We start from the raw sequence: 17,710 nt of genomic DNA, 5'->3' as shown, positions 1-17,710 counted from the left end.
GCGTGACGACAATCGGATGGACCGTGGCCGTTGCGTTGCTTCCCGCCATTGTTTCGCCCGATCGAATTGGCGTCCCTTGGGGTGTGGCTGTCCTCCTCGTATTTTTCTTTTCGTTGTTTCGATCCGGGATGGTGGAACTTCGGGACATGCAGGGCGATCGCATCCTCGGAAAGCGAACGCTGGCCAGCGCTCTCGGGAAGGAGAAAACGCTGGTTCTTCTCACCGCCGTTACGGGGGGAGAAGGAGTGCTTCTTCTGGTTTGCGTCCTCGCCGGTGTTCTGGCGCCCACCCTCGGCCTGGCCATGATGCTGCCGGTCGCCTACGGGGGAGGATGTCTCTATCTCTATGTGCAGAAATTCATCGGACACAGCGGAATGACCGAAGCCGTTCTTGATTTTCAGTTCATCCTAGCGGGCGCTCTGGCCTACCTGCTGGCCTAGAATTCCGGTTTTCCCCCATAAAAAAAGACCCCGGAAGACCGGGGTCTTTTTGCTTTCCGGCGAAGAAAAATCAACCGCCTTTCGCGGCGCGCTTGGAAGCCTTGAGCGGATTCAGTTTCTTTTCGAGAGGCGCCTCGAATTCCACCTTGACATGGGTGGCCAGGGGGCAGCGCCCGCGCGCCCACCGGTTTTCCGGGTTCGGGAATTTCGTGCAGTATTTTCCCTTCGGAAGTTCCATGATGTGGGTGCAGGCCTTTTCGTCGTCTCCTTTGATGCATTCCTCGACGATGGGGTTGCAGCTTGCGCCATTGTAGCCGCATCCATTTTTTCCGTTCGGCCCTTTCGTTGCGAAATGGCAATCGACAGGTTGCTCAAGCAAAGTGCATTCCATCTGTACGTCCTCGTTTCTAACAGCGATTTGAGACGGCCTGCGGTTAATTCCGCAGGGCCAACCGTTCCCAAGATTCCGGTGGGCAAGTCTAGGGGAATCGGGCCGGTGCCGCAAGATACAGGGGGAAAAGAATCAAAACCCTTTCACGCCAATGGTTTTTCGGGTTTCTCCGCGGCATTTCATTGAGAAGTAACAAGGGCGAAACACGGCGGAAACATTCTGCATGTACATAGGAAACTTGATTTTCCGGAGCGGTCGAAGCCGAACGAGCGGGTTCGTTTTGTGGGGTGGGGGCATGTTATAGTTGCCCGTATTTCATGTCATGGAGAGTACTGGGTCGGGGGATTTCCGCATGCGACTGATTGTGGCGATTATCAAGCCTTTCAAGATGGATGAGGTGAAGGAGGCGCTGGGCACGGTGGGCGTCGCCGGGATGACGGTGACGGAGGTGAAGGGTTTCGGCCGCCAGAAGGGCCACACGGAACTCTACCGCGGGAGCGAATACGTTGTAGATTTTCTTCCCAAGATCAAGGTGGAAGTGCTTGCCGAGGACTCGAAGACCGACGCCATCGTCGAAGTGATAATGAAAGCATCTCGTACGGACAAAATCGGAGACGGCAAGATTTTTGTCCTTCCCGTCGAAGATTGTATCCGGATTCGCACCGGAGAGCGGGGCGAGGAGGCAATCTAGCCTCTTCTTTTTTTGGATGAATACTTCTTCGCTCGAACAACTTTCTGAACATGAAAATGAGCTGAGAGAAGCTTCTTCAGCCGCTGGCGGATGGGAACGCGCTGCCTTTTTGAGGCACGTCAAGGAGTCGCACGCGCGGGGCAACGTGCTTCTGGAGCAGGCGCATCGAGAAGGTGTGGGCGGGCTCAAGCTGGCCGCTGTGCGGACTTCGTTCGTTGACGCTCTTCTGGTGCAGATTTGGTCTCATGCGCTTCAGAGTTCGAGCGCCGAAGGGGAGTCCGTGGAGGCTCTGTCTTCCTGTGCCTTGCTCGCGATCGGGGGCTACGGGCGCGGAGAGCTTTCTCCGGCCTCCGACATCGACCTGCTGTTTCTTTTTTCTAGACGGACGGAGAATGCGAGCAAATTCGTTCGCACGGCCTTGTATCTTCTCTGGGACGCCGGCATGACGATCGGGCACAGTGCGCGCACGATTGCCGAGTGCCTCCGAATCGCGCGGGAGGATTATCAAAGCGAGACGGCGATGATGGAGCATCGCTTTATCGCCGGTGAACGGAAGGTGGAGGAAGAGTTCACCCGCCGTCTGGAGAGCTACAACAAGCGCCTGGGGAAAAACATCCACCTGCGCAGGCGTCTCCGGGAGAAGAGTGAAAGGTATCAGTCATGGGATCCGTCGGTATACGTTCAGGAGCCGAACGTGAAGGAGAGTGCCGGCGGGTTGCGGGACGTGCACTCTGTTCTGTGGCTCGCCCGTGTTTTCGGCGCAGGCGGCCTAGATGGAATCGAAAAGATGGGGCTGATGGCCGCCTCCGAGTGCGAGAGGGTGCGGGAGGCTTACGACTTTCTGCTCCGCCTTCGCGCCCAGCTCCATTTCCAGGCGAATTCAAAAAATGATCTGCTCGGGTTCGCCGCCCAGGAAGAGGCGGCTCCGGCGCTCGGCTACTCGGGAGATGAAAACGCAACAGCCAGCGAAAAGATGATGCGGGATTATTTCCTCCGTGCCCGCACCGTCCACACGTTCAGCCGCGATTTTTTCGATGCCCTCGATGAGCATCTGAAGATAAAGCGGTGGGTCAAGCGAAAGCCCCGGCACGAGACGCTGGGAGGGGGGCTTGCCCTGCGCGAGTACCATACCCTTGTCCTGGAAGGAGATGGGCAGGAAGTGCTCTCCTCGCCGGGGAATTTGATGCGGATTTTTGATATTCAGTATCGCTACGGCTGCCAGATTTCGCCCGAGCTCCGCGCATTTGTCCGCAATCATCTCGATGTCGTGGACGATGACTTTCGAACCTCGGCGGAGGTGAGCGAGTTTTTTTTTCGCATACTGGACGGCAAGGCCGGCGTCGCCAAGACGCTGCATGAGATGCACGATCTCGGCTTCCTGGGGCGCTACATCCCGGAATTCGATGATTTGACGTGCTTCGTGCAATATGATCAATATCACCGCTATACCGCCGATGAGCATACGCTGTTGACGCTGGCCTCCCTGGATGATCTGACGTTGACGAAGGATCTGTCGCTTCAGGAGCTGGCGCACATTCACCGGGAGATGGAGCGGACGCGCGTCCTCCGGCTGGCGCTTTTGTTCCACGATATCGGGAAGGCGCATGGACCCCGCCATGTCCACAAGAGCGCGGCCTTGCTGCCGGCTATGATCGTGCGCTTTGGCCTCCCCGCGGATGAGGGGCGCGTCATGGAATTTCTCGTGGTGAACCACATGGAAATGGTTCATACGGCGGAGCGCCGTGACATCGAGGATCCGGTCCTGATCCAACGTTTTTCCGAGACTGTGGGGACGGTGGAGCAGCTCCAGATGCTCTACCTCCTGAGCTATGCGGACGTGAAGTCGGTGGCGCCGGGCATCTGGAACACTTGGCGGGGAGCGTTGCTCCACGAGCTTTACCGGAAAACGCTGCGGGCCCTCGAATCCGGAGAGGAGACCCAGCGGGCCAAGCGGATCGAGGACGTATTGACACAGGTGCAGTACGAGGCCCGTGCGACGATGAGCAAGATCGGCGAAGCCGAGATTCGCCGGCATATCGAGGAGATGCCCGAGCGCTACCGGATGGTAACGCCCCCGCAGAACATTCTCCGCCACCTGGAAGCGGCCCGGCGCCTGGAGAAAGAGGGCCGAATCCTGGCGCTGGACATTACGCATCGTCGCCGGCTGGGAAATACGCTTTTGACGATCGTGTGCCGGGATCAGCTCGGCCTGTTCGGTTTGATCGCGGGGGCCCTGGCGGCGTTCGACCTCAGCATTCTCGATGCGAAGGTCAATACGCGCGAGGATGGGCTCGTGGTTGACATTTTCCAGGTGGTGGATAATGAAGGGAAAGCCGTTACGGACGACTCCCTGTGGGGCCAGCTGGAAGAAGTTCTCGGTGCGCTTCTATCGAAAAAGACGGAGCTGGACGCGCTCCTCCGCAAGAACCGGAGATATCTGAGGCCGAAGCAGCGTTCTTATTTCGATGTGCCCACGCACGTCGACTACGACCTGACGGCAAGCGATGACGCAACGGTTCTGGAGGTCATTGCCCCGGACCGGCACGGCCTGCTGGTCCAGATTTCGAAGCATCTCGCCGAGGACGGCATCTCGATTTCCCGGGCGAAGATTTCGACCGAAGGCGTCCGGGCGGTGGATACTTTTTACATGACCGATGCCGACGGCCGGAAGATTGAAGACAAGGAAAAACTGCGCTCGTTGTGCGAGCGCTTGGCTGCTGTGTTGTCGGGGGATGCGGCTTCGAAGGCGGCCGTAACCTGAATCAAAAAAATGGGCCGGAGGGTCTGGGCTGTTCCGGTTCCGGATGCGCTTGTGAGTTCATATCAAATGAAAAGGAGGAATATTAGAAATGGCAACCGGAGGGAAAAAGAAAGCCGCTTCCGCCGCGAAGGGGGGCACGACTCCCGCTGACGTGATCAAGCTGGCGAAGGACAAAAAAGCTGTGATGGTGGACTATCGCTTCTGTGATATGCCGGGAGTGTGGCAGCATTTTTCTTCGCCCATCGAAACTTTGGACGAGGATATTTTTGAAGAGGGCGTCGGTTTCGATGGATCGAGCATTCGCGGGTTCCAGGCGATTAACGAGAGCGACATGCTTCTCATACCGGACCCGAGCACCGCTTTCATGGATCCCTTCCTTGAGTATCCCACGCTTGTTATCATCTGCGACATCAAAGACCCGGTGACCCTGGGATTCTACGACCGTGACCCGCGCTACACCGCCCTGAAGGCCGAGCAGTATCTCATCAGCACCGGCATCGGGGATGTCGCCTATTTTGGTCCCGAGGCGGAATTCTTCGTGTTTGACGATGTCCGCTACGCGACCGCCCAGAATCACGCTTTCTACGAAGTGGACTCCGTCGAGGCCGCCTGGAACACCGGCCGGGACGAAGAGCCGAACCTGGGCTACAAGCTCCGCTACAAGGAGGGCTACTTCCCGGTGCCGCCCTCCGACACCCTGCAGGACATGCGCTCCGAGATGATGTTAACGATGAGGGATATCGGCATCGTTTCCGAAGTGCATCACCACGAAGTCGCCACCGCCGGGCAGTGCGAAATCGACATCCGGTTCGACACGCTCCTGAAAACGGCGGACAAGCTGTTGAAGTATAAGTACGTGGTGAGAAACGTCGCCCGCCGCCACGGAAAGACCGCCACCTTCATGCCCAAGCCCCTCTTCATGGACAACGGCTCCGGCATGCACACCCACCAGAGCATCTGGAAGAAGGGAAAGAACCTGATGTTCCAGTCGGGCACCTACGGCGACCTCAGCCAGATGGCGCTCTACTACATCGGCGGGCTGCTCCACCACGCGCCCGCGCTGCTGGGCCTCACCAATCCCACGACGAACAGCTACCGCCGGCTGGTGCCGGGCTACGAGGCCCCGATCAACCTGATGTACAGCTCCCGCAACCGCAGCGCCTGCATCCGCATCCCGATGTACTCGCACGCGGAAAAGTCCAAGCGCGTGGAGCTGCGCTGCCCGGATGCGACCTGCAACCCCTACCTCGCGTTTTCCGCGATGCTCATGGCGGGCCTCGATGGCATCCAGAACAAGATTCTCCCGCCCGAGCCCATCGACAAGAACCTCTACGATCTCGAGCCCGGGGAAAAGGCCAAGGTGCCCCAAACGCCCGCCGACCTCGCCCAGGCGCTCGACAACCTGGAGCGGAATCACGATTTCCTCCTCAAGGGCGATGTCTTCACCGAGGATGTCATCGCGAACTGGATCGCCTACAAGCGGATAAACGAGGTGGATGCGATTCGCCTGCGGCCGCATCCGCACGAATTCTCCCTCTACTACGACATCTAAGAGGCGTATTCGCCTGTTTGTGTTGTAGGGAAGCAATATCTGCCGAAGAAAACCTCCGCTTGGGTCGTGTGCCCGGGCGGAGGTTTTTTTTATTCGTTTTCCTCGAGGGGAAATGGCCCGCCGGGTGCGCATTGGGATCGATCGTTTGGCGGGGATACTTCCAGGCTGGCGAGCGGGCTTGACTTTCGCCGCCGGGAGCGGGATTTTCGGTTGAAACGAGATGGCCCTGCCTGCCGCGGGGGAGGGCGCTGAAAGGCGCCCCCTCCCACGGGCGGGTCAGCAGCCGAAGGCCGATCTTCCCGAAAGCCGATCTTCCCGAAAGAGGTCCCCGACCCGGAGGTGGCGCATGTACGAAGAGATTACCTACTACAGCGACGGGCTCAAGCTCGCCGCCCATCTCTACACCCCCGAGGGCTGGAAGCCCGGCGACCCGCCCCGGCCCGCCATCATCTGCCTGCACGGCTACAGCGGCATGAAGGAAGTCTACGGGATGGACGTCCCGCGGCGCCTCTGGAAGGAGGGCTACTTCATCCTTGCGCCCGATCACCGCGGCTTCGGCAAGAGCGAGGGCGCGCGCGGCCGCCAGCGCCCCCTCGAGCAGGCGCAGGACACCTACGACGCCATCTCCTACATGGAAACCATCGAGGGAGTGGACCCCGGTCGGATCGGAATCTTCGGGACCAGCTTCGGCGGGGCGAACGCCATCTGGGTGGCCGCCTTCGATGCGCGCGTCAAGGTACTGGTCTCCTCGGTCGGGGTGCACGACGGGGAGCGGTGGATGCGCTCGGTGCGCCGGCCGCACGAATGGGCGAGCTTCCGGGAGAAGGTGATGGCCGCCGCCCGAAAGCGCGCCGCCACCGGGGAAGCCGAGACCATGCCCCTCCCCGAGATCATGCTCTGCGACCCCCACACCCTGAGCGTCATCGAGCAGCACCACCAGAAGCACGGCGACTACGTCAAGGACTACGACCTCCAGAGCGCCGAGGCCTGCTGGCGCTACAAGCCCGAGTGGGTGGTGGGGCGCATCGCGCCGCGGCCGGTTCTCTTCATCTACTCGGAGAACGACCACCTCGTCCCGCCCCCGGAGCAGCTCTCCTGCTACGCCGCCTGCGGCGAGCCCAAGAAGATCGTCATGCTCCCCGGCGCCCAGCACTACGAGTCGTATTACTTCTGCAGCCCCGCGCACCACGAGATCGGCATGGTCGAAGCGATTGCCTGGTTTGGGGAGTATTTGTAGGAGGGGGGCCATCCGGTCAACGTCCCGGCTTTCGCTTCAAGCAGTCTGTCTTCTGCTTTTCTAGTCGGGAAGTTGTAGGCATTCGTGGAGTTCTTTTTCGGTCTGTAGCCGACCCAGATCGGTCAAAATGAATGAACCGTTTGTCGCTTTGGTAATCAAACGCTTTTGGGCAAGTGATGCGGCCGCTTTTTCTACAGTTCTTCTATTCCGAGGAATTGATTCTTTCAGCTTCTTTAGTTCGCTCCCTGTTGAGCCTGAATCGTGAAGGAGTAATAGGATTTCGCTCTCTGTATCCAGGTCAGGATGCTGAACGATTGGTACAGAGCCATCACGAAAGACCGCAGGTATGTGATAAGTTACGATGTCCTTCACGATTTTTGCTGCAACTTGAGGATTGCCCGTCCAGAAAATCCGGATCAATTCGCACAGAATCCACCGAACCGTTTCCAATACGAGACGAGAATCCATCTCGTTCGCGGAATAGTTCGGATCGATGTGAACGGCTCCTCGGCTGCTCCGAAATTTATACGCCAAACGAATGGCCCGGCATAACTGTAAGGCGTCTTTCCTAGAAAGAAATGAGTGTGCATTTTTGTTTTTTAGATCTTCAACATAGGACAAGCAGTCGTCGACGCTTTTGGTCGGATTCAAATTACCAGAATCGATGTGATAGAGGCAGCGGGCCGCGATCTCACAAAATTGCCCCCCATCTAGAGTAGCGGGTTCCCAGTCCCTCAAAATGAAACGTCTCTCCAGCGAGAGGTGTTCTTTCACAAGAGCCTCCACCAGAGCGTGTTCAAGGGGAGGCGAGAGATTTTGAACTACATCGACACCGTCCACCGTCACTGTCTCATCACGCTTTTTCATACATCCACACTTTCTTCCCATCAACCTCTTGTCGCTCACGTCGCAGCTTCGGCTTCTCGCCTCGCACAGCCTTTAACAAGTATCCAGGAAGTGAAGTGCTAGGGAGAATGTGCCCTTTTTGGTGAAAGGCTTCTTTGACGTCGGAAAGGGAGCGTGGTTCGTCGAAGAAACTTCCGTTCGTCAACTGTTCGAAAAATTCCGTCTTTTCGCCCGTTGATGCAGTAGATTTCTTGCGGACGGAGTCGTTACCTTTTTTATCTGATTTGTTCGGTGCCGTTTTTTTCTTCCCTGCCTTCTTGTGGCGACGTCCCGTACTTGATCCACCAGCAGTGTTTTCAATCGCTTTTTTGATGTGGGGAAAAGCGACGGTTCTGACGAAATAGTCGCGTCCGTCAACGGAGATCAAGTTCGAGTCCTTCAACTCTTTCAGGGTAGGGCGAAGTGTTCCTCCAGGAATGTTAAGCAACCCGCCAAGTTGAGCTGGTGAGACCTTCGTCGGCACATCTTCAGCACCGAGAAGGGGCCAAGCCTGTAGCGCGACCAGATAGACCAGTACCTTAGCTCTGTTGGACAGGGATGGAGCGCCAGGAAGGGATATAATTTCCCTCGCTTCTAAATCGAACCTGACGTACTGAGAGACAATTCCTTCGATCTGCTCTTCGGTGACCTTTGCTTTGTCCGTTGTTAAATCTTTCAGTGCCATCGGAACCTCTCCTATTATCGGCGGCATTCTTCTCTATCTAGTATCTAGCATTTTTTCATCCAGGTGTCAAATTTAACACAAATAAATAAAATGTATATATTTGAAACGGTAATATCATACCGAGTCCGCCGCCGTGTCGCCGGGCGGCGATGTGAAGTCCCAAACATCGGGATGGAATTAGAAAATTATGTAACATATTGAATCATAATGATATATATATCTACATCGCTAATTTTTGGCATTTAATTCTTCACTTATGTGAAGAGGAAATTTTTTCCCGTAAATAGGTGCAGAGAGCGTACCGTTGTTTTCGTTGTAATATCGTTATTTTTTATATGGGTATCGACCGACCGTTATATATGTAATACATTTTATATCAATTAGATAAAATATTCTATAACAAATACTTATATGTAAATTATTTGAAACTGTGCTCTCATACCAAGTCCGCCGCCGTGTCGCTGGGCGGCGATGTGAAGTCCCAAACCTCGGGATGGAAGTTGGAGTTGGAATTAATCTGGAAAAAATGCAGCGCGGTCGAAAAACTGCAAAATCAAACGAAAATACGGGATTTATTCTTCTTCAAGCAAGAAGGGGCTTCCGTTCTCTGCCGCGCTGCCGCCTGAGGCGCCGCCGCCCGCGGGCAGGAGGATGGCGTGCACCTCGCGGGGGCCGTGGACGCCCTCGACGAGGGTGAGTTCGATATCGGCCGAGCGGCTCGGGCCGGTGATGAGGTTGACGCAGCTGGGCCTTTGGCCGGGCGCTCCCCCCAGCACCTCCTGGAGGCGGGGGCCGAGGGCCGAGAGGTGGCGGATGATGCGGTCCTCCGGGATGAGGGCGAGGTGGACCTCGGGGAGCAGCGAGTGGAGGCGGGGTCTGCCTTCGCCGCTGTAGAGGACGATGGTGCCGGTCTCCGCGATGGCCCAGGCGCATCCGGTGATGCCGACGCCGGCGCGCGCGATGTTCTCCCGATCGTCCCCCGCATCCGCCGGGGCGATCGTTTCGATGCCCGCCTCGAAAAGCCATTCGGCAACCGGAAGCGTAAGATCGGCCGAGAGGGCCACCGGCCGATCGGGAAAGCGGCGGGCGATCTCGATGATGTATTCGCGGGCCGCCTCCGTGTCCTTCGCCCGGCGGGGTTTTCCGCTGACGGCCGCGAACTCCTCCAGGAAGCGCGCGGGCGCATCCGGCACTGCGACCTCGGGCAAGATGGCGGGCGGGGCGGGGATGTTTCCGTGGGCGATCCCATGGCCCGAGGCGAGCGCCCGCCGCACCTTCTGCACCGCCCCTGCGTTCGCGCTTTTCTCGTCCGGGGCCCCATCCGGCGATGCGTTTTTTTTCTGCGCCAGGATTTTTTCCCGCTTCCGCCACCTCGCGCGGAAGGTTTCCCGCGGCGGATAGGGAAGGGCACGCTTTTCCGTCCATGCCCTGAGCGGCCCCATTGCCCACCCCTCTTTCTTGGCGAGAAGCCGGAGGGCGAACGCGAAAAGGCTCTGGCCCATCTCCCAGAGGGCGGGATGGCGCATGGCGAAGCCCGCGGCGCGAAAAGCCGCCCGCTCGGGCAGGGAGGCGTCCGCGCGCGATACGCGGGCGCTCCGCATCTCCAGGAGCATGCGGGGAATGTCCACGAAGACGGGGCAAACCTCTAGGCAGGCGCCGCAAAGGCTCGACGCCGCGGGAAGCTCCCCGGCCGCGTCGAGGCCGCGCAGCATGGGGCTCAGGATGGAGCCGATGGGCCCCCCGTAGATCGAATCGTAGGCGTGGCCGCCGACCGTCTGGAAGACGGGGCAGACGTTCAGGCAGGCGCCGCACCGGATGCAGTGGAAGGCTTCCTGAAACGCGCCCCCCAGATGCCGGGTGCGGCCCCCATCGAGGAGAATCAGGTGCACCTCGTCGGGGCCATCCGCTTCCTTCGCGCTCCGCGGGCCCGTGAGCATGGTGAAATAGCTGGTGATCTTCTGGCCCGTCCCGCTTCTCGGGAGGACGGCGAGCAGGGTCATGCACTCCTCGACGGTGGGCACGACCTTTTCGAGCCCCATGATGGCGACGTGAACCTTCGGGAGGGTGGTGACCATCCGGCCGTTTCCCTCGTTCGTGACCAGGCAGAGGGTTCCGGTCTCGGCGATGGCGAAGTTGACGCCGCTGATGCCCATCCCCGCCCGGAGAAACTCCCCGCGAAGGGTCTGCCGGGCGAGATTTGTCAGCTCTGCGGGGTCGTCCCCGGCGTTCGGGTCCACCTTTTCGGCGAAGAGGCGGGCCACCTGCGCCCTGGTCTTGTGAATGGCGGGGGCGATGAGGTGGCTCGGCGTCTCGCCGGCCAGCTGGATGATCCACTCTCCCAGATCGGTCTCGAACGGCTGGATGCCGGCGGCCTCGAGATGATGGTTGAGGTGAATTTCCTCCGAGGCCATGGACTTGCTCTTGACCACGCTCTGGACGCCGTGCGCCCTGGCGATGGCGAGGACGTGCCCGACGGCGGCGCCCGCATCGGGAGCCGTGTGGACCTGTACGCCGTTTTTCTCCAGCGAGCGGAAAAGGGTTTCGAGATGAGAGTCGAGGTGGTTGAAGGTGTGCTCGCGGATTTCGCGGGCCTTGGCGCGCAGCGCCAGCGGAGCGGCCGTTGACTCGAAGGCCTTTTGGCGGAGGCCGGCGAATTTTTCGGTAGCGGACTTCAGCGCCTCCTTGAGGTCGGCGTCCGCAATGGCGGCGGCGGCGCGCTGGTTGAACGGGGAGGTCACAGAATCCGGCCTCCCTCGGAAAAGGCCCTCGGCCACCCGGGCGCGCCGGGACCGGCGAGGGCCTGCGCAAGATGCAGAAGGGAGATATGGGAGTTGCGGCGGATGAGGCCGCCTCCGATCTGGAGCATGCAGCCTGCGTCGGCGGCGACGATCCAATCGGCGCCTGCTTCCTCGGCCGCGGCGATCTTCTCATCGAGCATGGCGCAGGAGATTTCGGGGTATTTTACCGAAAAGGAACCGCCGAAGCCGCAGCAGCGATCGCAGTTCCGCATCTCGGGCCGGTCGCGGGCGACAATATCGAGCAGCCGCCGGGGCGCCTCACGCTCTCCCATGCCGCGGAGAAGGTGGCAGGAGTCGTGGTAGACGGCCCGGCCCGGGATGTGGGGTTTCGCCTCGAAGCGGCCGAAGTGGACGAGGAATTGGGAGAGCTCGTACACCCTGCCGGAGATGTTCTCGGCGCGCTCGCGCCGCCAGGGGTCGTCGGGATACAGGGTGGGCAGGACGTCCCGGAGCATCCAGCCGCAAGAGCCCGAGGGAACGATGACAGGTTCGTCCCCGCCCAGCAGATCGAGCTGGCGGTCCAGGGATTTGCGGGCCTCGTCCTGGAACCCGTTGTTGTAGTGGGGAAGGCCGCAGCAGGTCAGCCCCTCCGGGAAGTCCACCTCCACGTTCATGTTGTCGAGAAGGTAAAGCGCCGCTTCGCCCACCTCCGGGAAAAAGCGGTCGACCAGGCAGGTTGCATAAAAAATGACGCGGCGGGGCGGCTCGACGGTAGCGCTGCCGATTTCACCGGGGGCCGTGTTCATCGCGGTTCCTTTTGAGGGAGGATGGTTTGGGGTATTCTAGCATTTTGCAGGGGATTCGTGGACTCTGCCGGGGAAATTCGAAGGAGAACGGATGTTCAAGAAAAAGCGGTATGTTTTGGTATGCACCAACGAACGGGCGCCCGACCATCCGAAGGGTTCTTGCTCCGCGTGCGGGGCGGTCGAGGTGCATGATCGAATGAAGGCCCTTTTGGAGGAGAAGAACCTGAAGGGAAAGGCCAGGATTCTTTCCACGAGTTGCCTCGATACGTGCGAGCATGGCGCGGCCCTGTGCGTGATGCCCGACAATGTCTGGTATGGCGGCGTTCGGGCCGAGGACGTCGAGGAAATCATCGAAAGGCACCTGGAGGGAGGCGAGATTGTGGAACGGCTCCTGATCCCCGAGGCGCCGCAGGGCCTCTCCCTCCTCTAGGGCCGCGCCCAGTCCTTTGGAGGCGTCTCTAGAGGTTTATCAGCGTTTGCAGCATTTCGTCCGTCGCCGTCACCAGCCGGGCATTCGCCTGGAAGATTTCCTGCTGGACTATCAGGTCCACGAATTGCTCTGATATCTCCACGTTGGAAATTTCAAGCGCCCCGGGGAGAACCCTTCCGGTTCCGTTCTGGTTCGGGGCGGTGACAGTGGCGGCGCCCGATTCGGGCGATACCGAGAAAATGCTGTCCCCCAGTGCGGTTAATTCGGCGGGAACCGGGAATCTGGCCAAAGCGATCTGTCCCAGAACGATCGTCTGGTTGTTGTTGAAGAGCGCGTTGATGAACCCGCTCTCGTCGATGTTCACGACCAGGAACGAACCTTGCGAGACACCGTTGTTGTCGAACCTGACGATGTTGAAGGGGCCGCCGAATTGCGTCATCCCCAGAAGTCCCGTTCCCGTATCGGTCGTCAGCGAATCGCCGAAGTCGAACGCAATAATTTGTCCTTGCGCGGGCGGCGGATTGGTTCCGATGGCGTCAAAATTGACGATGCCCGTTCCGGCCGTGTTCGCCTCGGTGTCCAGCTTTCCGTCTGAATCGAACGTGAGAAGACCGCTGGCGATTTCCTCGAAGCTGGTGTTCAGGGTGGGGCCCACGAGGTCGCTGCCCTGAAAGGCGGCGTGCCACTCCCAGATGTTGTCTCCCACTTTCCTGAAGAATGTTGTCATCGAGCGCTGATTGCCCAGGCTGTCGAATGCATCGTGTGTCGAATTCGATGAGCTGGTCTTGAAAGGATCGGTGATGTCGAAATTGCCCGTTCCGGCGGTCGCGCTGCCGGTCGAAAAGCTCGCTGTCGCCGAGAGCGTACCGCCCGTCACGGTGGTCTGTGTGGCGGCGACGGCGATCGTGGGCGTCCCGCTGTTCGAGGGCTGATTGATGGTATAGGCGCCGCCGGTCTGGGGTCCCAAAATCCGGAAGGTGCCCAGTAGTTCGTCGTAAGTGACCGAAGCAGATCGATTCAGCGCCGAGGTGCCCTGAAGCGACGCCTCGATGGCGCGCGCAAGGCCCCCTCCCGTGTAATTCCCCGCCGCGACGGTCACGGTGGCCGGGACGCCGTTAAAGTTAACGGAAAGGGTATCGTTGACTCCGGTCAGAACGTTGAACGCCACGCCCAGATTGCTGACCTCGGTGGAATTGGGCTGGATCGCCGAGGAGGCCGCCGCCGCAAATCCCAGGAGAGAGGACGCGGTCGAGGTGGCCAGATCGTGCCGGAAGGTGATCGGGGTTGTGTTCCCATTGTCGTTTTTGATGGTGAACTTGTCCGTGGACAGATCGTAGGTCACCGTGTAGGCGTCGAGAGAGCCGTTCTGGGTCTCCAAGGCCAGTTTAACGGCATTGGCCAGGGCGTTGCCGATGACCGCCGTGCCGGAAGTCAGCCCGCCGTGCGTGACGAGGCTGGCCGTGATCGGCCCTCCTCCCACATCGAACACCAACTGATCGTTCACGCCGGTGGAAACGACAAATTCATCTCTTTTCAACGAGGAGAGAAACGAGCCGGCTGTCCCGAGGATGTTTTCCTGCGCCGAGAGGTTTCCGACAAAGGAAAGATTGGTCGTGGCTGACCCGAGAAGATTGTTCAATCCTATCAAGGTGACGTTTCCGAGCGCCGTTCCGCCTGCTGCGGGGAAGGTTTGTACCTCGAGTTTCGTCGGGGTGTGGATGAGAACTCCCTGATCGTTCAGCGTGAAGGTGCCGCCTCTCGTGTAGACTTGCCCGCCCAGCCCGTTGTTCAGGATGAAGAACCCCTCGCCGTCGATCGCGGAGTCCAGTATGTTGTTGCTGGGCTCGATTTTGCCCTTGGTGACGATTCGCTGGATCCCGACGCGGCTGGCTCCGTTTCCGACTTGATCGCCCGGGCCGCCGCTCGGGAGAAGGCTGGCGAAGGAATCGGAGCTGAGGGTACGGCTTTGCTTGAAGCCGGGGGTGCCCAGATTGGCAAGGTTGTCGCTGATGACCTTCATCGAGGTCGAGGCATTGTTCATCGTCGAGGCGGCGGTGGACAGTCCTGGAAATATGCCCATTGCAAAACTCCTTTTGCCGGAGCGCGCGGATGGGATTGCGCGCTCGGCCCCGTGCGTGCTCAAGACGCCCCTCCGGGAGGGTGGCCCGGTGGGCTTATCCGATGTAGATGAAAGCAAATGCTGTGCCGAAAAGCGGAAAGTCTATAACGATAGAATAAACAGTTGGATAGATGGGAAAGTTCGTCCCCGGTCTCGAACCCGGCGGGGAAATTCTTGCCATCGGTGGAGATTTCTGCCGAAAAAAAACTGCGCCCCGGGGCCGGGACGCAGTTTTTTTTGATTCGCTTGAAAAGAAGAATCAGAAACTGATCTGGTCCGCCACATCCTCCAGGCCGAGTTTCTCGAGGGTTTCCGCCCGGGGGATGCCCTGCTCGTCCCAGCCGCGGAGCGCGTAGTACTCGTCTTTCATCTTTTCGAGTTCATCCGGCGGGCAGTACATCCCCTTGTGCGGGCCATCGGGAATGGGCTCGTGCATCACCCGGTGGGGGAGCATGTCGTCCTGGCGGGTTACGCCCTCCCTGACCTGAAAGGCGCGCTCGAGGTTACAGATGCGCGCCCCGGTGGCTTCCAGCTCCGCCTCGGTGGTGTCCCAGCCGGTGACGAGATTGAGCATGGTGGCGTACTTTTCGTTGATCATGGCGCCGAAGCCGCGCTCGCCGGTGAAGCGGCACTGGGTGATGGAATCGCCGAGGGCGGTGAAGTTCTGGGTCCGCATGGCGAATTCCGGCTTGCCTTCGGTCTTCGTGTTGTCGTGGTCGGAGGCGTATTGGAGGGTGGGCCGGGTGTCGTGGTGGCTTCCGCCCCGGGTGCCGGTGGCGTAGCCGATGGACATCCCCTTGAGGGCGCGCGCGCTGTGGGCGGGAAGCTCGAGCCCCCGGGCGGCGTAGAGCATTTCGGCGGCGTTTCCGCCGATTTTCTCCGCGAGGCGCAGGCCCCCCTCGGCCAGGTCGGCGCCAAAGCCTCTCCGGTGCGCGGTGTCCTCGAGGAGTTGGACCATCAGGTCGGCATCCCCCCATTGGAGTTCGTGCCCGGTGTCGGCGCTTTTCAGCAGCCCCTTCTCGAAGCACTCGAAGGCGAGGGAGAGGGTGACCCCCATGGAAACCGTGTCGAGGCCCAGCTCATCGCAGAGCATGTTGGCCTGGAGGAGGGCGCCCGGATCATCAATGCCCAGCATGGTGCCCAGCGCGTAGATGGATTCGTACTCGGGCATTTTCCATACAAGGCCGTCGTACTTGCCGCCCTTCATCTTGTAGTTTTTCCCGCAGGCCACCGAGCACTTGAGGCAGGTGGTGTCCTTGTCGAGATAGTTCGCCAGCATGGTTTCGCCGCTGATGGGCTCGCAGTTGCCGAAGACTTCCTTCTGGAGGTTATTGGTGCCCAGGGCGCCCATCTTGTTGATCATGTTGACGAGAATCGGGGTGCCGTACTTCTTCAGGGCGGCGGTCCCGGTGCGGATGCCCTCGGCCGAGGCGTTCACGAACTCCCGTAGCCCCTTCGCGTCCGCGACCCCGGTTTTGGCCTTTCCGCCCACGGCGATGGCCTTGAGGTTCTTGCTGCCGAAGACGGCCGCCATGCCGCCCCGGCCGCTGATGCCGTCCCGGCTTTTCCGCCAGGTGTGGGCGAGGGCCGCGTAGCGGACCATGTTCTCCCCGGCGGGGCCGATGGCGAGCACGTCCGCCTTGCCCTCTTTCTCGGAGATGGTGTCGCAGGTCTCCCGAATCCATTTTCCCTTCAAGTCCGCCGCGTCGCGAATGGCGGCTTTCCCGTCGTTGATAGAGAGGTAAACCAGACCGCTGGCCTTTCCATGAAAAACGATGGCATCGTAGCCCGATCGTTTCAGGCTGATGGGCCAGGAGCCGCCGAAGGTGCTGTCGAAGAAAAGATTGGTGAGCGGGCTCTTCGAGGCAATGCAGGCCCGGCTCGCGCTCGGCACGGCGGTGTCGGTGCAGGGGCCGACGGCGAGGGCGATAACGTTTTCCGGCGACAGCGGATCGATCCCGGGCCTGAGGTGATCCCAGAGAATGCGGGCGGCGAAGCCGTTGCCGCCGAGATATTTGCGGGCGAAGTCATCGCCGAACTCCTCGACGCGGCTTGTGCGGGCGGTGAGGTCAACGTGGAGAATCTTCCCTTGATAGCCGTACATATATGTTCCTTTCGGATTCAGGTAGATGCTTTGCGGTGCGCGTTGCGGGCCATTATATGGAATTTGGGGAGGAGATGGAATTTGCGCAGGGCGCCGCTACCTCGGAATTTCGAGGCTCCGGAACGTCTCGGCCAGTGGGAACCCCGCTTTTTCCCCGTTCCGCTCGGCCCATTCGCGCATCTTGGGCCGGAGCTCTTCGATGTCCCCAACCTGGCTCTTGTGGCAGGCAAGGGCCTGCAACTTGAGCTCGAACGTCTCGCTGATGTCCACCCAGATGTTGGCCTGCTCCTGGCCGTGCTGGAAATAAGCTTCCCCGGGAACGAAGGGGGCGAACCCCTCCGCGAGGAGTTCGGGAAAGTAGTTCTCGTTTCCCGCCGCGGGGTAGAGCGATTCGAAGGCGGCGAGGCCCACGGCCCGGTGGTCGCTGTGGTAGCCGTAGAAGCTGTCGAAGGCGTTCATGGCCGGGTCCTCGGTGAGGACGAGGCCGGGCCGGTGCCTGCGGATCTGGCGGACGATCTCCTGTCTGAGCCCGCCGGTGTTGGCGAGTTCCCCGTCGGGCTGGCGGAGGAAGGTGACATCGCGCACGCCGAGGACGGCCGCCGCCGCGCGCTGCTCCGCCTCGCGGATCTCGCGGCGCTCCCCGGGAGAGATTTTTTCCGCGCCCTCGCCCGTGAAGCCCTTCTCGCCGCTCGTGCAGATGCAGTAGGCGACCTCTCTGCCCTCGCGCGTCCATCTGGCCACGGTTCCGGCGCAGACGAAATCAATGTCATCCGGATGGGCGACGATCACCAGGATCTTTTCGTGGTCCATGCTATTTGAACTCGAAGGCGGGGTAGGGCGCGTTTTCCGTTCTCACGTCCACGATGGCGGG

General features: G+C 60.0%; 14 protein-coding genes. 6 read left to right on the top strand and 8 right to left on the bottom strand.

Translation table 11 applies throughout. From position 1 onward, the window contains the following. Nucleotides 1–440: hypothetical protein (locus O2807_02625; protein MDA0999401.1), on the top strand; the 440-nt coding region annotated here is incomplete at its 5' end. 70 nt (nt 441–510) lie between these two features. Here O2807_02625 and O2807_02620 read toward each other — a convergent pair. Beyond that, nucleotides 511–819: a PxxKW family cysteine-rich protein gene (locus O2807_02620; GenBank protein MDA0999400.1), complete on the bottom strand. Its 309-nt coding sequence runs from the start codon at nt 817–819 to the stop codon at nt 511–513. A 364-nt stretch (nt 820–1,183) separates the two neighbouring features. Between O2807_02620 and O2807_02615 the strand changes: the two genes are divergently transcribed. The 4 genes from O2807_02615 (at nt 1,184) to O2807_02600 (ending at nt 7,072) form a co-directional block, all read left to right on the top strand. Next, nucleotides 1,184–1,522 carry a P-II family nitrogen regulator gene (locus O2807_02615; GenBank protein ID MDA0999399.1) on the top strand — a complete coding sequence of 113 codons (339 nt, stop codon included), beginning with the start codon at nt 1,184–1,186 and terminating at the stop codon, nt 1,520–1,522. 109 nt (nt 1,523–1,631) lie between these two features. Beyond that, nucleotides 1,632–4,283: a [protein-PII] uridylyltransferase gene (gene glnD / locus O2807_02610; protein ID MDA0999398.1), complete on the top strand. Its 2,652-nt coding sequence runs from the start codon at nt 1,632–1,634 to the stop codon at nt 4,281–4,283. An 88-nt stretch (nt 4,284–4,371) separates the two neighbouring features. After that, nucleotides 4,372–5,835, top strand: coding sequence for a type I glutamate--ammonia ligase (glnA, locus tag O2807_02605; protein MDA0999397.1), 1,464 nt, complete (start codon nt 4,372–4,374; stop codon nt 5,833–5,835). A gap of 346 nt (nt 5,836–6,181) precedes the next feature. Further along, a complete protein-coding gene (locus O2807_02600; protein MDA0999396.1) occupies nt 6,182–7,072 on the top strand; it encodes an alpha/beta fold hydrolase in 891 nt (296 codons plus the stop codon). Nucleotides 7,073–7,132: 60 nt separating this feature from the next. On the opposite strand, the gene O2807_02595 is transcribed toward O2807_02600, so the two are convergent. The 4 genes from O2807_02595 to O2807_02580 all read right to left on the bottom strand — a co-directional run bounded on the left by O2807_02595 (nt 7,133) and on the right by O2807_02580 (nt 12,186). Next, nucleotides 7,133–7,939 (bottom strand): hypothetical protein, encoded by an 807-nt coding sequence (locus O2807_02595; protein MDA0999395.1) that lies wholly within the window; start codon nt 7,937–7,939, stop codon nt 7,133–7,135. Continuing rightward, nucleotides 7,926–8,642, bottom strand: a complete 717-nt coding sequence (locus O2807_02590) for a hypothetical protein (protein MDA0999394.1) — start codon at nt 8,640–8,642, stop codon at nt 7,926–7,928. The genes O2807_02595 and O2807_02590 overlap by 14 nt, the downstream gene beginning before the upstream one ends. Before the next feature lie 572 nt (nt 8,643–9,214). Beyond that, nucleotides 9,215–11,380 (bottom strand): LutB/LldF family L-lactate oxidation iron-sulfur protein, encoded by a 2,166-nt coding sequence (locus O2807_02585; GenBank protein ID MDA0999393.1) that lies wholly within the window; start codon nt 11,378–11,380, stop codon nt 9,215–9,217. Then, nucleotides 11,377–12,186, bottom strand: a complete 810-nt coding sequence (locus O2807_02580; protein ID MDA0999392.1) for a (Fe-S)-binding protein — start codon at nt 12,184–12,186, stop codon at nt 11,377–11,379. Before O2807_02580 ends, O2807_02585 begins: the two co-directional genes overlap by 4 nt. Before the next feature lie 91 nt (nt 12,187–12,277). On the opposite strand from O2807_02580, the gene O2807_02575 reads away from it, so the two are divergent. Continuing rightward, on the top strand, nt 12,278–12,616 hold the full coding sequence (locus O2807_02575; protein MDA0999391.1) for a (2Fe-2S) ferredoxin domain-containing protein: 339 nt from the start codon (nt 12,278–12,280) through the stop codon (nt 12,614–12,616). Nucleotides 12,617–12,644: 28 nt separating this feature from the next. Here O2807_02575 and O2807_02570 read toward each other — a convergent pair whose 3' ends face one another. The 3 genes from O2807_02570 to O2807_02560 all read right to left on the bottom strand — a co-directional run bounded on the left by O2807_02570 (nt 12,645) and on the right by O2807_02560 (nt 17,649). Next, complete coding sequence (locus O2807_02570) at nt 12,645–14,696, bottom strand: flagellar hook-basal body complex protein (GenBank protein MDA0999390.1); 2,052 nt, start codon at nt 14,694–14,696, stop codon at nt 12,645–12,647. A 298-nt stretch (nt 14,697–14,994) separates the two neighbouring features. Beyond that, complete coding sequence (locus O2807_02565; protein MDA0999389.1) at nt 14,995–16,839, bottom strand: aldehyde ferredoxin oxidoreductase family protein; 1,845 nt, start codon at nt 16,837–16,839, stop codon at nt 14,995–14,997. A gap of 96 nt (nt 16,840–16,935) precedes the next feature. Then, nucleotides 16,936–17,649: a PIG-L family deacetylase gene (locus O2807_02560; protein ID MDA0999388.1), complete on the bottom strand. Its 714-nt coding sequence runs from the start codon at nt 17,647–17,649 to the stop codon at nt 16,936–16,938. Nucleotides 17,650–17,710 lie beyond the last annotated feature (61 nt).

Source organism: bacterium, assembly GCA_027622355.1.
Taxonomy (GTDB): Bacteria; UBA8248; UBA8248; order UBA8248; family UBA8248; genus JAQBZT01.
The sequence above is the reverse complement of the archived record's forward strand: the minus strand, read 5'-3'. Positions and strand labels throughout refer to the sequence as shown.

Excerpts from the sequence above, each read along its gene's own strand:
- O2807_02570 (MDA0999390.1), bottom strand. The coding sequence starts at position 14,696 with ATGGGCATATTTCCAGGACTGTCCACCGCCGCCTCGACGATGAACAAT.
- O2807_02565 (MDA0999389.1), bottom strand. The coding sequence starts at position 16,839 with ATGTACGGCTATCAAGGGAAGATTCTCCACGTTGACCTCACCGCCCGC.
- O2807_02560 (MDA0999388.1), bottom strand. The coding sequence starts at position 17,649 with ATGGACCACGAAAAGATCCTGGTGATCGTCGCCCATCCGGATGACATT.
- O2807_02590 (MDA0999394.1), bottom strand. The coding sequence starts at position 8,642 with ATGGCACTGAAAGATTTAACAACGGACAAAGCAAAGGTCACCGAAGAG.
- O2807_02600 (MDA0999396.1), top strand. The coding sequence starts at position 6,182 with ATGTACGAAGAGATTACCTACTACAGCGACGGGCTCAAGCTCGCCGCC.
- O2807_02615 (MDA0999399.1), top strand. The coding sequence starts at position 1,184 with ATGCGACTGATTGTGGCGATTATCAAGCCTTTCAAGATGGATGAGGTG.
- glnA (MDA0999397.1), top strand. The coding sequence starts at position 4,372 with ATGGCAACCGGAGGGAAAAAGAAAGCCGCTTCCGCCGCGAAGGGGGGC.
- O2807_02575 (MDA0999391.1), top strand. The coding sequence starts at position 12,278 with ATGTTCAAGAAAAAGCGGTATGTTTTGGTATGCACCAACGAACGGGCG.
- O2807_02580 (MDA0999392.1), bottom strand. The coding sequence starts at position 12,186 with ATGAACACGGCCCCCGGTGAAATCGGCAGCGCTACCGTCGAGCCGCCC.
- O2807_02595 (MDA0999395.1), bottom strand. The coding sequence starts at position 7,939 with ATGAAAAAGCGTGATGAGACAGTGACGGTGGACGGTGTCGATGTAGTT.